11 protein-coding genes are annotated in these 14,191 nt (G+C 51.0%); 2 read left to right on the top strand and 9 right to left on the bottom strand.

Annotated elements, in window-relative coordinates; all coding sequences use genetic code 11:
* Nucleotides 1-7: 7 nt before the first annotated feature.
* Together FFM82_RS02080 and FFM82_RS02075 are read right to left on the bottom strand one after the other, a co-directional pair.
* On the bottom strand, nucleotides 8-3,136 hold the full coding sequence (locus FFM82_RS02080) for an AAA family ATPase (protein WP_137644214.1): 3,129 nt from the start codon (nucleotides 3,134-3,136) through the stop codon (nucleotides 8-10).
* A 1-nt stretch (nucleotide 3,137) separates the two neighbouring features.
* Nucleotides 3,138-4,256, bottom strand: coding sequence for an exonuclease SbcCD subunit D (locus tag FFM82_RS02075; protein ID WP_137644213.1), 1,119 nt, complete (start codon nucleotides 4,254-4,256; stop codon nucleotides 3,138-3,140).
* Nucleotides 4,257-4,583: 327 nt separating this feature from the next.
* Here FFM82_RS02075 and FFM82_RS02070 point away from each other — a divergent pair, with 327 nt between their 5' ends.
* Nucleotides 4,584-5,234: an MIP/aquaporin family protein gene (locus FFM82_RS02070; RefSeq protein ID WP_137644212.1), complete on the top strand. Its 651-nt coding sequence runs from the start codon at nucleotides 4,584-4,586 to the stop codon at nucleotides 5,232-5,234.
* A gap of 156 nt (nucleotides 5,235-5,390) precedes the next feature.
* Here the strand turns inward: FFM82_RS02070 and FFM82_RS02065 are convergent, their stop codons facing one another.
* The 5 genes from FFM82_RS02065 to FFM82_RS02045 form a co-directional block, all read right to left on the bottom strand.
* Nucleotides 5,391-5,687, bottom strand: a complete 297-nt coding sequence (locus tag FFM82_RS02065; RefSeq protein WP_225425590.1) for a winged helix-turn-helix transcriptional regulator — start codon at nucleotides 5,685-5,687, stop codon at nucleotides 5,391-5,393.
* Between the two features lie 87 nt (nucleotides 5,688-5,774).
* Nucleotides 5,775-6,101: a hypothetical protein gene (locus FFM82_RS02060; RefSeq protein ID WP_137644210.1), complete on the bottom strand. Its 327-nt coding sequence runs from the start codon at nucleotides 6,099-6,101 to the stop codon at nucleotides 5,775-5,777.
* 46 nt (nucleotides 6,102-6,147) lie between these two features.
* Nucleotides 6,148-7,896, bottom strand: coding sequence for an ABC1 kinase family protein (locus FFM82_RS02055; protein ID WP_137644209.1), 1,749 nt, complete (start codon nucleotides 7,894-7,896; stop codon nucleotides 6,148-6,150).
* Between the two features lie 189 nt (nucleotides 7,897-8,085).
* A complete protein-coding gene (locus tag FFM82_RS02050) occupies nucleotides 8,086-9,987 on the bottom strand; it encodes a DUF4838 domain-containing protein (protein WP_225425582.1) in 1,902 nt (633 codons plus the stop codon).
* Nucleotides 9,988-9,999: 12 nt separating this feature from the next.
* Nucleotides 10,000-11,307: a PTS sugar transporter subunit IIC gene (locus FFM82_RS02045; RefSeq protein WP_137644208.1), complete on the bottom strand. Its 1,308-nt coding sequence runs from the start codon at nucleotides 11,305-11,307 to the stop codon at nucleotides 10,000-10,002.
* 210 nt (nucleotides 11,308-11,517) lie between these two features.
* On the opposite strand from FFM82_RS02045, the gene FFM82_RS02040 reads away from it, so the two are divergent.
* Nucleotides 11,518-12,729, top strand: a complete 1,212-nt coding sequence (locus FFM82_RS02040; protein ID WP_170178175.1) for an ROK family transcriptional regulator — start codon at nucleotides 11,518-11,520, stop codon at nucleotides 12,727-12,729.
* Between the two features lie 68 nt (nucleotides 12,730-12,797).
* Here FFM82_RS02040 and FFM82_RS02035 read toward each other — a convergent pair whose 3' ends face one another.
* Nucleotides 12,798-13,058, bottom strand: coding sequence for a helix-turn-helix domain-containing protein (locus tag FFM82_RS02035; RefSeq protein ID WP_137644206.1), 261 nt, complete (start codon nucleotides 13,056-13,058; stop codon nucleotides 12,798-12,800).
* Between the two features lie 118 nt (nucleotides 13,059-13,176).
* Nucleotides 13,177-14,172, bottom strand: a complete 996-nt coding sequence (locus tag FFM82_RS02030) for a LacI family DNA-binding transcriptional regulator (RefSeq protein ID WP_137644205.1) — start codon at nucleotides 14,170-14,172, stop codon at nucleotides 13,177-13,179.
* Between the last annotated feature and the right edge of the window lie 19 nt (nucleotides 14,173-14,191).

The raw sequence follows: 14,191 nt of genomic DNA, 5'->3' as shown, positions 1-14,191 counted from the left end.
GAAACATTTATGCAAATCCAAGCTGATATTTCACAACACTTTCACCATTACCCTGCGGAATTACTTGTAACTGCGCCGGCAACTGTTCCTCCAACTCGCTAACGTGGCTAATAATCCCAATCATCCGTGATTGGCCCTCCACCCGTTGGAGGGTTTCCATCGCCATGTCGAGTGCTTCTTCATCTAACGAGCCAAACCCCTCGTCAATAAACAGCGCGTCGATTTTAATTCCACCGGACTGTTCCTGAATGACCGTTGCCAAAGCTAACGCCAACGATAGCGCCGCCACGAAGCTTTCACCACCCGATAAGGTGTGCACACTGCGGACCTTACCGGCGTTATCATCGTAAACGTTGATTTCCAAGCCGGTGCCGTTACGGTACGTCCCCTGCTGCTGATCCAGTTGGAAACGGTAGCGCCCGCGGGTCAGCTGTTGCAGTCGCTGATTACCGGTCTGCAGGACCTTTTGCAGGTATGTTTGTAAGACAAAACGTTCTAAGCTTAACTTTTGCGGGCCGCTCCCGTTAGCCACGTTCGCCAGTTGTGCCATTTCGGCGAGCTGGGTCTGTTGCTTGCGAGCGGTGGCCAGGGTCGCCTGCATTTGTTCAACTAAGCGTTGATTAGCCGTTAACAACTGGTCTAATTCTGAATAAGCCTGCTGGGCCGCTTGTTTGGCCGTATTGGCGGCTGTAACGGCCGCGGCCAGCTTTTCTAGGTCTGGTTGCGCTTGGTGACCAATTTCTCGTTGAACCGCTTTTAGTTGACCGGTTAACGAACTTTGACGTTGCTCGTAATTGCTAATCGCCTGTCGTAGCGGTGCTAAATTATGCAGTTGCGCCATTAACTGTGTCAAGCGGTCAAAATCGACCGCCTGCCAATTCGTCTGCATGGCGGCCGTTAAGTCGTCGGTTTGCTGGCGCTCATTTTGTTGGGCCGTAGCCAACTGGGCCTGAATGGTCGTCAGTTGTGCGTGGGTCGCGGCTAACTGCCGTTGAACGTTAGTCAACGTATCAGTGGCGAGTTGGTAAGCGTCCTGGAACGCCCGTTGCTCACGCCCTAATTTTTCAATCTGATCATTTAAGCTGTTCAGGTCCGGATATTCGGCCGACCGCTGTTGTTCCAAATCATTCAAACGGGTCGCTAATTTTAAGGTTTCTTCCTTATAACTCGTTAAGGTTGCGGTGGTTTGCGTGACTTGGTCACTGACTTCTTGCTGCTGCTCCGTTAGTGTTTCGAGTTGCCGCTGCGCATCCTTAGCCGCCACGACCCGCTGTTCACTTTTCTGAATTTCGCGTTTTAACTGCTGACTAGCCGTGGCTAACTGCTGCATCACGGTTGCCGGCGTGTTCGGGGTTCCCAGCGATTCGGTCATCGCCGTAGTCAGTTCAGTCGTGGCCCGATTGAGTGCCGTTTGTGCCGTCGCTAACTGGGTTTGGTCGGCACTGAGTTGATTTTCCGCCGCCGCCAACTGTTGACCAGCATCCGTGCTGACCCGTTGCGCCGCTTTGACCTCGTCTTCGGTGACCGTTAGTTGGTCAGTTGGGGCGGGGTGCGGGTGTTCCGGCGAGCCGCAAACCGGGCAGGCCTGCCCGGGCAACAACCGTTTGCTCAAAATGGCAATTTGGGCGCTGGCCCAGCGGCTATCTAACTGCTGGTAGGCCGCCAACTTGGTCTGCGCCGTTTGCCGACAAGTTGCTACGGTAGCCGTCTGCGCCGTCACCGTGGCGGCTAACTGGTCAAGCTGGCGTTGCTGGTCGCGAACTAGTGCCGCTTGTTGGGTCAGTTCACGTAAACTTTGTCGCCGTTGGTCTAACTCCCGTTGCTGAGTCAACGCCGCACTCAGATCCGCGGCGACCGGCGTAAGCCGTTCCCGCTCTGCCGTCACCGTTGCGAGCTGCTTATTAACGTAACTGACCGCGTGTTGCTGTTCTTGTAACCGCTGCTGGGCTCGCGCATGACCCGCTTGGGTGTGTGCTAATTGTTCGTACACTGGTCGTTGAGCAGTTAAGGTGGTAATCTGCGCTTGGCGCGCGTCGGCCGCCACTTTTTTAGCCGTTAACGCCTGGAGCTGATGAGCACGCTGCTTTTCTTGGGTCGTTAGTGTCGTCGCCCGGTCAGTTAATTCGCTAACTTGTTGCGTTAAAATTTCAATTCGGTGCTGAACGTCCTGGCGTTGCTGGTAAGCGGGCGCCATCGCTTGAACGCTTTCTAGTGCCGCCACTTGCTGGCGCTGGGCGTCAATTTTAGCGGCCTTAGACGTGAGTTCGCCCAGCTCAGCTTGCAGGTGGGTCTGGCGTTGATAATGGTGTTGTAACGTTTCACCGGCCGTTTGCGCCGTTCGCGCGCTGGTCAGCGCCGTGTCGGCCGCATCGAGGGCCTGCTTGCGGGCGGCCAATTGGGTGCATAATTCAGCTTGTTCCTGACTCTGGGCATCGACCGCCGCTTGCGGCGTTAACCCTTCGGCGTCTTCGGGGTGTTGCCACTGTAACTGACTTTGTAACGTCGTTAACCGGCTCGTCACGTCACGGTTGGCTTCTTGTTGGGCTTTTAGTTGGGCCTTCAACTGTTGCGCCCAGCGGCTGTACAGGCTCGTCCCGAAAATGTCACGCAGGACTTTTTCTTTATCATCACTATTAGCCATTAAGAATTGGCGAAACTGGCCCTGCGGTAACAGCACGATTTGTGAAAACTGCTCGCGGGTCAGCTGTAACAACTCGTGAATGTACGTTTGAACGGCGTTGACCTTTTTTAACTGGTCGACTTCCTGACCGTTCGCGTCAAAAACCGTAAGTTCTACGGCCGCCTTTTGTAAATGGGTGCCACTCCCGCGTTTCTTAGCAACTTTCTGTTCCGGTGAGCGGATAATTTTAAACGTCTGGTCCTGGTGTTCGAAAGTGAAGGTCACTTCAGTCTGGTCGTCAAAAGTGGCGAAGTCCGACCGCATTTGCTTGACCTGCCGATCGCCGCCCGACGTCCCGCCGAACAGAGCAAAGCACATACCGTCAAAAATCGTCGTCTTCCCAGCCCCGGTCTTACCGCTGATCAAAAAAACCGGAAAGTCACTAAAGGCGGTGAAGTCCACCGTCTGGTGCCGAAACGGACCAAAGTAATTTAAAGTTAAGGTTAACGGTCGCATTTTAGTCCTCCTTGTTGGCTGCGGTCAGTGCGGTTTGCGCCCACTTGCACTGTTGCTCGGTCAGTGCACTACCGGTAGTCTCTTCAAAGAATTGATCGAATAACTCACTCGGATTTAAGTGCGGGTCGACCGGGGTCAGTTCTTCTGCCAACTTAACCGGCCCGTCCGCGCGACCCAACTCAATGACGTTCGGATAAATTTCCCGTAACGCCTGCATCACGTTGGGGATCACTCGTTGATCGGTTAACTGAATCGCAAGGTAGTCGTCGACTTGCTGCTGACGGTAAAAGTCGGGCGCCGTTAAGTCATCGAAGGCCCCCTTTAAAATCCGAACGTCGCGCAACGGCGTTAGTGGCTTAAACGTCAGCGTAAACGGGTCGGTATCCACGATCCAGACGCCCTTTTGCTGGTCGGCTTCCGAAACCGAGAATTTCAACGGCGAGCCGCTATACCGAACCCGTTCGGCGTGCAACGCGTCCTTACCGTGTAAGTGGCCTAGCGCCACGTAGTCAAAGTCGGCCAGGTCGCTGACCGGAATTACGTTAAGCCCGCCGACCATCACCTGCGTTTCCGAATCAACGTGCGAACTGCCGGCCGCAAAAAAGTGCGCCACTAAGACGTGCTTTTTAGCCGGATCAAACGTTGACTTCATCGTCGCCACAATTTTGACCATCGCGGCTTGGACGGTCGTAATTTCGGGGTCGTCAAAGTACCGCCGGGCTTCGAACGGTTCGAAGTAGGGCAGTAAAAAGAACTGGGTATCACCAAGCGTGACCGGCGTAAACGCCTGACTGAGCTTAGTATGTAAATAAAAATTAGTTGCGGTAAACCACGGACTCCCGGTACGCAACCGCGGGGCACTATCATGGTTACCACTAATCGCGAGTACCGGTAGTTGGTGGGTCAGGTTCAAGTCTTGTAGCATGGCGTCCAACTGGGTGACCGACTTTTCGTTCGGCACACTGCGGTCGTACAAGTCACCAGCAATCACAACGGCGTCGACCCGCTCATCCAGCGCAATTTGCCGAATTTGTTCGTAAGCATCCTGCTGTTCCGCCGTTAAGTCAAAGCCGTGGAGTTTCTTACCGATATGCCAATCGGCCGTGTGTAAAAATCGCATGTTGTTGCCCCCTTCTCTTCAATACTCCCATTATAAAACAGTTTCGCCCGTCAGCGAACCGCGGTGTTTCACCACGTTTCCCACCAGTTTGAACGTTGAACTTACCTTGGATCAAACCTCCTTTTTTTCGTGAAAAAAATTAGGAAACTTATTCTGACAAGCTTCCAAGTCCAATATAATTGAACAATTTCAATTATTTACTTGATTAATATAATTGTGCAAAGATTATTGATATTATCATTTATCTATCGTTTTTTTGGCGCCACCAAGCGAAAAGTATTGTAAGATAACTTATGTAGCAATTTTTTATAAAGGAGTGCGTTAATTATGCGCAAATATTTAGCCGAATTTCTCGGCACATTCATGCTGGTCTTCTTAGGGACCGCAACCGTCGTCATTGCTAAGGGCGACGTCCTCGCCATTGGGTTAGCCTTCGGGTTAGCCATCACCGTTTCCGCCTACGCGTTCGGTGGCATTTCAGGCGGGCATTTCAACCCGGCCGTCACGACCGCAATGCTGATCAACCGGCGGATTGACGTAGCCGATGCCATCGGCTACGTGATCGCCCAAATTGTGGGGGCCATCGTTGCCTCAGCCGCCGTTCGCAGCTTTGTTAGTGCCCTCGGCTTAGCCACTAACTCGCTGGGCCAAACCGATTTTCCAAAAATCGGCGCCGGTATGGCCTTCTTCGTTGAAGCCCTGATCACCTTCCTGTTCTTGATGGTCATCTTGAACGTCACCAGTAAGGACCACGGCAACGGCGACTTCGCTGGTTTAGTCATCGGGATTACGTTAGCTTTCTTAATTATCGTTACCCTGAACTTAACCGGTGGGTCCTTAAATCCGGCCCGGTCGATCGGACCAGCCATCTTCGCCGGTGGTAGTGCCTTATCACACCTGTGGGTCTACATCGTTGCGCCAGAAGTTGGGGCCATTTTAGCCGCCTTCTGTGCCCGCGTTTTAGGTTCCGAAGAATAAGATTCCATGTCAGCAAATAAGCTGTGACTAAAAAGTCACAGCTTATTTTTTGTCGCTATCGTAATTGTCGCTATCGTAATTGTCGCTATCGTAATTGTCGCTATCGTAATTGTCGCAACCCGCGTCCAAAGCCAGTTAGCCCACTATTGCCTGCGTTCAGTGCATGCCCACGATCATCTGGTCGCCCCAACTTTCAAGCGCCCGTAACGACTGTTGTAAAGCTAGTCCAGTTGGCGTCAGCTGGTAACGGTAGTGGTCGCTTTCCGTCACTAACTGCAAGCCGTTCATCTTAGCGAGGACCGTCAGTAACTCGAGCGTGCCGATCCCCCGCACTCGCCTGCGCAACGTCATAAAATCCGCGGGCGTTGCGGTTAAATTACAGAGTACCAACCCGTACCAACGGTCGCTCAGGACGGCCAGTCCCAACTTTGTTCCAATGTTCAAATCACGCATCACCACGTTATCGACCCCTTCAACTCAAATTAGACTTTCATTTTAGCGAACGGGGTGCGCGATTGCGACTAATCGGTTCGCTCAGCCTTAATCGTCAACGATTTTCAAGAGGCCGTTCAAGTTTGCTTGGCGGTTTAAGGTGGCCACTAATTGTTGCTTGGCCGGTTCGAAGCGCAGCTGGTCAAAAACCGCCACGTCGGCGGCCAAAACCGGCGTGCTCAACTGGGTTAAATTAGGGAGCGGGTCAATTTTTGAACTAGTGGTATACATCATGGCAAGGTCCGGGAGCATCTCGCCTAACGGTAGTTTGGTGGTATAGTTACCACTTTTAAAGTAAGCGTGTAGGCAATACATCAAAATTGCCCGTTCGTACATCGAAAGTTGCGTTAATTGTGCTTTAATCTCTTTTGCCATCCCGTATAATCATCCTTAATTAAATTTATTTTTACTACCTAGTCCGTTATAGTTTGCCGCGCCAGCGCTGATACCAGCGGTGCAACGTCCGAATAATCAAGCCAATAATGACTAACACGGCCGTTACGTAGCCGAAAATCCCGATGTTAGTAATCCAACTATTATCGGAATGGCTCTGCACGAGCAGTGACGACCCCACGATCAGGGCGGCCAAAACGACCGCTAAAACAAGTTTATTGACCATGGCATCAATCCGGTCCAAAAACTGCTTGCGGTGTGCGAACACCAGGTTGACCCGCGCTTGCCCGTTATCAAACGTATCCAAGGCGGCTAATAGCCGCGACGGTAACTTAGGAGCGTCCTGTAACCCTTTTAGAGTGGCTAACAAGCCGTCTTCTAGCTCGTTGCGCAAGTTCAGGTGTTCGCGCATATACTTGCGAGCAAACGGCCGAGCGACGTCCATCATCGACAAGGTTGGGTCGAGCGTTTCCACGATTCCCTCGATGGTCCCAAAAGCCTTGCCCAGCATGGTGACGGCTGGGTTCATCTGAATATTGTTGTTACGGCAAACCTTGACCATTTCAAATAATAAGCCTTGAAAGTCAATGTCGCCAAGACCAGAGTTATAATACTGGCTTAAAAACGGTGCTAATTCACTAAAAAAGGCCTCTTCATCGACCGTACCGGTACGGTTTGAAATCGCCAAAATTGCTTTACCGACCTGGCGAGTATTTTCGGTCGTAACCGCGATCACCACGTTGGCAATGCCGCTCATTAACGCCGGGCTGATTTCACCCATCATCCCGAAGTCTAAGTAGACCAAGCGGTACGGCGGCAAGCGCCGTTTACCAATCTTACCCGTCCGTTGCGGAACCGCTTCGTCAAAATCAACGTCGCCCGGTCGTAACTGGCGTAATAAGATGTTGCCGGGGTGCGGATCAGCGTGGAAAAAGCCGTCTTCAAAAACTTGTTTCAAAAAGTTTTGGACCAGCGCCCGAGCTAAATACTGCCGCACATCGTCTAATTGATGGTCGTTAGCTTGATCCGCCGCGCGAACCTGCGCCATAAAGTGCTGAATGCTAGTCCCTGCCATGTACTGGTTGACCAGCACCTTTTGCGTACTGTATTTCGCGTACACCCGTGGCACCCGGATAATGTCACTGTGATCATTTAACTGGTAAAAGCGGGTCCCGTTTTGGACTTCAATGTTGGTGTCCAGTTCGTTGAACAGGGACCGCTTGATTTCCGCCACCATTTCGCGTAAATCGACAACCGAAGATTCCGGAATGTAGCGTAGCAACGGTAACGCCCGCTCAAACAGCGAAATGTCGAGCGCAACTTCGGCGTCAATGCCCGGGTGCTGCACCTTTACCACAACTTTTTGACCGTTCAGTAAAGTTGCGTGGTGGGTCTGCCCCATCGAGGCCGACGCGAACGGTTGCGGATCAAAATCCGCAAAAATCTCCTCGAGTTGCTTACCAGTTTGACGTTCAATCGTTTGCCGGACCACGCTAAAGTCGTCCGCTTTAACGTTATCTTGCAGCCGCTTAAACTCGTTCGCAAACTCTGGCTTGACGATGTCGGTTCGCGAGGATAAAATTTGGCCCACTTTAATAAAGGTCGGTCCGAGTTCCTCGAAGGCGGCCCGCACCTGCTCAGGGTGCTTTTGGCGTGCGAGGTTACTCAAAACGTTATACCGCCGCAACACGCTCACAATCGTTCGAAAACGGGTATGCCGGTTTTGGCTTTTCTGTAATTTTGGCTGTTCAGTTGTGGTTTGCTCCGCTTGTGCCACTTTTAGGCCTCCTCACCGGTGCGCTCTTCTTTCCATTATCTAACAATCCTGGAGAATTCGCACGAACTAGTGTTGGATTTATGATAAAAATACCAATCACAAAAACTAGGGCTCAAGTTCACTTTTACAGAACTCGAGTCCTAGTTTATTGGGGGAAATATTAAGTAAGGCGCTATTGGGGGTTAACTCTTACTTAACCGGGTCTTTATATTGAAAACCCGCATAATTAGTCGCAACTTCAATGATTCGGTAAACGTCAAGGTATGGTTGGAACTGGGATTCGTGTAACTTAATGAAGTCAACGAACCCGCGCCATTCAGCTTCGGCTAAGCTGGTCTGGTCGTTGGCAATGTCCGCCAGCGCCAGGGCTAACTGGCCGTAAGCTTGGCGGTGATAATCCAGCACCCGCCAATTTTGCCGTTGCACGCCGGTCGTTTCGGGTAACGCCTGGTTAACCGTGGCTAAAAAGTCGGTCGTCAACGAAACGATTTTTTCGAACCGTTGGCCCATTTCAGGATTATGCCGCGGGCCGATCGCATTGAAGTAGTCACTGCTAGAATGATCCGAAATCGCTTGAAGGTACGCGCGAACTTGGCCACCCTGGTCACCGAAGGCCGCCGTGAAGTACTCGTCACACAGGTCGTTGTAATCGGCTGACTTGTCCCACAACGTCCGCCCCATCACGTAGTTTGGTAAGGTCGTCGGTAAGCCGGAACGTAATTCCTGACAGCTAATATAACCATTTAGGTGGAGCTGATCCAAGAACTTAATGTCGCGGGAAATAATCTCGCTGATCCGCATGTAACCTAAATCACCGTAATGGGCCCGGCCAAGCGGGTAGTCGTAAACGAAACTGTCGCCGTTAAACTGCTTTTGCCAGTCGAATAAGAAGGCCAGGTTGGCTTCCAGTGAATTCGGCAAGGTAATGTCATTTCGAACGTACGGTGTCGCGGCGGGAATCCCGTGTTCGTAGTCAACGTCCGCGTAACTCTTTTCAAACGTCCGGCTGATTGGGGCAAACATCATGGTGAAACGATCCGGATGCTTGATCTTCGCGTGTTGCGGTGCAAATAGTAATTCATGGTAAAGTAAGAAACAAATTTTGGTATCAAGGTCGGCAGCGGTCAACTTTTCATCCAATAAGTTTAAGAATTCAACGTATTGGTCTGACGGCGTCGTCTTTTGGCAAATGTCACACTCACAAATGTTATTATTTGCGTCCGATAGCCAAACGTGCAAGTAATCAACGTTTTGGTGGGTTGCCGCGTAATCCACGATCACCCGTGCCATCTTTTCATTAACTTCCGGATTAGCAAAGTCCAGACTCGTAAAGATCGGCGTATCGTTGATCAAGGCCCGTTTACCGTTGACTAGTGCCACCAACGGCTCCTTTTCCTTCGGCAGGGTCACGCCGGATTCCCACCCAAACTTGGATGAGTACCCGAGCACTTCACCGGTCCAACCGTGGCCGACCCGGTGATGGTGCAGCCCGCGAACCTGAATAGCTTGGTCAATGGCATTGTTCATCGCCGTAATGGTGGCCGTTGAGAGTGCTTCCCGTTCCAAATAGTTATTTGATTCGTGGTCGTACCACCGCTTCAAGAACGTGTACGAATTCTCGAACTGAACGAAGAAACTGTTGTACCCGTTTTTAGGTAACCAATCGATGAAATCAACAATGTTTTCAACGGAATCCGCCCCTTCGATGCAGACGCCGCGGTGCTTATAACTCGCCACGTGGTCGTAGTGGTAATCATCCAAGAGAAATTCCGCGCTGACGGCTGGTAATAGGTCGTGCGCCTTGTCTGGGCGCAGGAAACGGGCCCCCAGATGGTGTAAATATTCGTACACCCCGATTAAGGCTGCGACCGGGCGGTTCCCCGTAATGGCGCAACGGCCGTCCCGTTGGTCGATCACCACATGGTCCAGCGTTTCGTCATCTGCAACCCAGTTGACCCGAATGGTGGCGTTCGGCGTGTCGCCGACCAGCGTGATTTTCGCCGGCGTCATTTTGGTTAAATGAGCTTGTAATTCTTCGGCGGCAAACTGTAAGGTTTGATCCGCCCGATTAGTTGCAATTGAAATTAACACGCTAATCTCCTCCTATGCTTGTTCGGTAGTTGCTTTGGTTGTCACGTCTTCTTTTTCCTGCTTAACGTGGGCACGGTCCGCAACCTTGAAGAATGGGTAGTAAATAAAGAACGACAGGACAACGCAGAGCGCTTGTAACAAGGCTGCTGCCCAGCTACCACCCGTTGCTAAGAACCCACCGATAATTGGCGGCGTGGTCCACGGCAAGGTTACCCCGGTCGTCAACGGTACCCACCCGAGTACCATGGCAAAGTACGTAATGGCAGCGTTTGCAATCGGTGCCAACAAGAATGGAATCATCATGATTGGGTTCAAGACCGTCGGGAACGTGAACAGGATGGCGGTATTAATGTTAAACAGCGCTGGAATCCCGGAAATCTTCCCTAACGTTTTGTATTCCTTACTGCGACTAAAGAACATCAAGCAGAGTGCTAAACCAATCGTAGCACCGCCACCACCGGCATAGACGAATAAGTCAATGAATGGTTGCGTGATGATGTTTGGTAAGTGTTCCGCACCGGCTTGTAAGGCCACCCGGTTTTCATCGGTAAATTGTAACCAGATTGGTTGCATCACCGTGTTGACCACTTGGCCACCGTTGACCCCGCAGAACCAGAACAGTGAGTTAAGTAGGATCGCAACGAAGGCCCCGATTAAGCTCCCACCGATCAAGCTCAGTGGCTTACCCACAATAATTGCTAACAGGGCGTTTAAGCTCGTGATATTAAGCGCTTTCAATCCCGCGTTAACTAACGCGAAGAAAATTAAAATGACCGCACCGGGAACTAACGCCATGAACGATTGCCCCACGACGGCCGGCACACTATCCGGCATCTTGATGGTAATGTTCTTTTGGATAAACCAACGATAAATTTCCGCCGTAATGAACGCGATCACAATGGCTGAAAAGAGCCCTTGACCACCGATTCCGCTGTAAGGAATCCCGGCAACCCCGGTTTTATCCGCAATTGACGGTGTGGCTAAAAGAAAGCTGGCTAACGAGAGGGCCCCGGCTGGTAACCCTTCGGTATCGTAAGATTGTGCCAACCGGTAGGCAATCCCGAAAGTGGTGAGTAACGCAATCAGACCAAAACTGTTATTGACCATCCGGTTTAAAACGTCACCAATTCCCGTCTTTGCTAACCAATTGGTATAGCTGGTAATGGGAAAACTGACTAATAATTGAAAAATCGACCCAACGAGAATTAGGGGCATTGCTAGCATGAAACCTTCACGCAGTGCTTTTAAGTGGCGCTGTTTGCTAATACGTTCGCCGACTGGGGCTAACTTATTTTGTAGGAAGTTCATGAATCCGTGCATCCGTAACATCTCCTCTTCTTTATTTATATTTCAAAAATAATAATAACATGTTTCACCGGATAATCAAGCCTTTTTTTATATATAATAAATAAAATCGCTCATTTGATGACGCTCACATTCGCTTATTAGCCGGATTCTATACTTCTCTTGGTTAAAACTAGCGCTTGTTTCCCTTTTATTTTTAAATTATAATTAAAACTGGTGATGAAGATGAAAAACGAACAAATTAATCGCAGTAACTACACCCGCACCATCCAATTTTTATACCGCCATCCGCGGGCAACGCGAACGGAAATTTACCAGGGGACCGCGATGACCCCCGCGACCGTTTCGCAAACCGTTACGGCGCTGATTGCCGACGACCTCGTCATTGAAACCGGCGCGGAAGTCACGAAGACTAAGGGCTCCGGCCGAAAGCAAAAGGTCATTTCACTCAATCCCGATTACGGGGCTTTAATGGGCATCGACTTTACACTGGCCGGGATGACCGCTGTCATTACAACCATTACGGGCACCTTGATCGACCACCAGAGCATTCCGTACGACCAAGTGGCGGCTCACCCAATTAACGAAACGATCGTCGGGCTCGTTCAGACCATGCAGGCTAACAATCCCGACCTCAACTTACTCGGACTGGGGCTGTCAATTCCGGGGCACTACGACATCGACAAGCACACGATTATTTCGAACAACCCGATGTGGAACGACTTCGACTTGGAAATCGTCCGTCAACAAGTTGATTTCCCGGTACTGGCCGATAACAACGTCGAAGCGATGGCACTCGCACGCTACCTATTCAACGCGGAAACAACGCCCGAAAAGTTCCTCTTTCTGCAGGTCGGGTTCGGGCTATTCTGTTCATTTATCGAACCGAACAGCCTCCACCCGAAGCAAAATTACTACATCGGCGAAATCGGGCACACGGTCGTCAACCCCCGCGGGACCCAGTGTGAATGTGGTAAACGCGGTTGCTTACAAACCTTTATTTCGGAAACTTGGCTGATCAAACGGGCCAAGCAGTTATTCGAGCTGTCCGAAGCCTCGCTGATCCATTCGCTGGTAAACAGCGCCGATGAGATCGACTTAAAAACGGTGCTCGCCGCCTACGAACTAGGTGACCAGTACATGACCGATATTTTGGATCAGGGCATCGAATATTTGGGCATTTCGGTCGCCAACCTACTAATGATGTGTGACGCAGACGCTATTTACATCAATAGCCGGATCCTTCAACGTCACGAGTTCAATCAGCGAATCAGCGCCACGATTGCTAACCAGCTCCAATTCATTCCGACTAAGAAAAACACTGAGGTTCAAATCTTACCGTATGAACAAACTCGTGGGGCGCTGGGTGCCTGCGCACTCGTAGCCTTTTCCAAGGTCATTCAAAGTCCGGCCTACGAACAGATTACGCTAGCCTAATTACTTTTACTTCATAAATAAAACGGGTGACCCGCACTTTTTGCGGGTCACCCGTTTTCAATTACAATCTATTCAAAACTAATTTTTAGCGTCTTACCCAGTGCCGCCGCTAACTTAGATAGCGTGTCAACGCTGGTATTGGCCCCGCGTTCGATCCGCGAGATCGTTGATTGCGGCATTTCGGCCAAGTCGGCCAATTGGCGTTGTGTCAAGCCGGTTCGTTCACGCGCCCGGGTCACCGCCCGTGCACTGGCGAAGGTCACGTCCTGCGCCGTTGTTGGAACGTCCGTCTTAGTTGATAAATAATCATGATACTTCATTTTTGTCATGAACAAATTTCCTTTCTACACAAACATGTCATTAAAAAATCAGGTGGGTCAATCTTCCCCGTAACCTCACCTGCAAAAAAGACCCCGCCAGCCGCTAAACTGACGGAGTAAAAACAACCTACTTCGTACTGTCGCGTTCGATTAGTCGCGTTCCAAGTTCGACCCGCTGTGGTGTTAGTCGGCCCTCTAAACGGCTAACAATCAAGTCGACCGCCGTCGTTCCCATTAGGTCAGTATCCACCCTGACCGCACTGAGCTCTGGGTATACGAACGTGGCTAACGACGTGTCATTGAAACTAAATAGCTTGACCCGTTCCGGCACCTGGATGCCCGAAGACTGCAGGGCCTTGAGCGCCCCGGCCGCCATCGGATCGTTGGCAACGAAGAACGCCCGTGGTAGCTGTTTGCCCAGCGTTTTAATTGCCCGTTGCATCATCTTGAATCCCGACTGACTAGTGTAATCTCCCTCAAACACTAGCTTAGGGTCATAGGCGTGGCGACGCGCCATTGCAGCTTTGAAGCCCAGCATCCGTTGATCGACCACTTCGACCGCGTTATCGGTCGTCCGTTCGTGACCATGAATAAAACCAATTGCGTGAATTTTTTGTTGCCAAAAATAAGCCACGACCCGTTCGGTAGCCAACTGAAAATCAGTGACCACACTATCATAGCCCGCTTCGAATTGGTCATCATCAACAAAAACCAAGTTATCAGTAACTGCGGCCATCCCGGCAACCTGTTCCGGACTGAATTTTCCAATTGCAATCACCGCATCAATGTCGTCACCCAGCTGTTCCAAATTATTTTGGAAAATGCGGGTCACTTCAAACTGGTGCGCCTGACCACGTTTTTCAATCCCCATCCGGATCGACATGTAGTACAGGTCATCTTGTTCCTTAGATTCCGAGTACCACTGAACGACGGCTAGCCGTTTGCGCGCTGTCACCGATACGTGGCGTTTGCCCTTTGAATACTGTAGCTTTTCCGCCACTTCAAAGATCCGTTGCCGCGTTTCGGTACTGACGGACAGTGATTGGTCCTTATTTAATACCCGCGAAACCGTTGCTAGTGAAACGCCAACTTCGGTCGCAATGTCTTTTAACGTTGCCGCCATGTTCTGCCCCCTGATTGAA

This window comes from Lactiplantibacillus plajomi (assembly GCF_005405405.1).
GTDB classification, from domain to species: Bacteria; Bacillota; Bacilli; order Lactobacillales; family Lactobacillaceae; genus Lactiplantibacillus; species Lactiplantibacillus plajomi.
The sequence above is the reverse complement of the archived record's forward strand: the minus strand, read 5'-3'. Positions and strand labels throughout refer to the sequence as shown.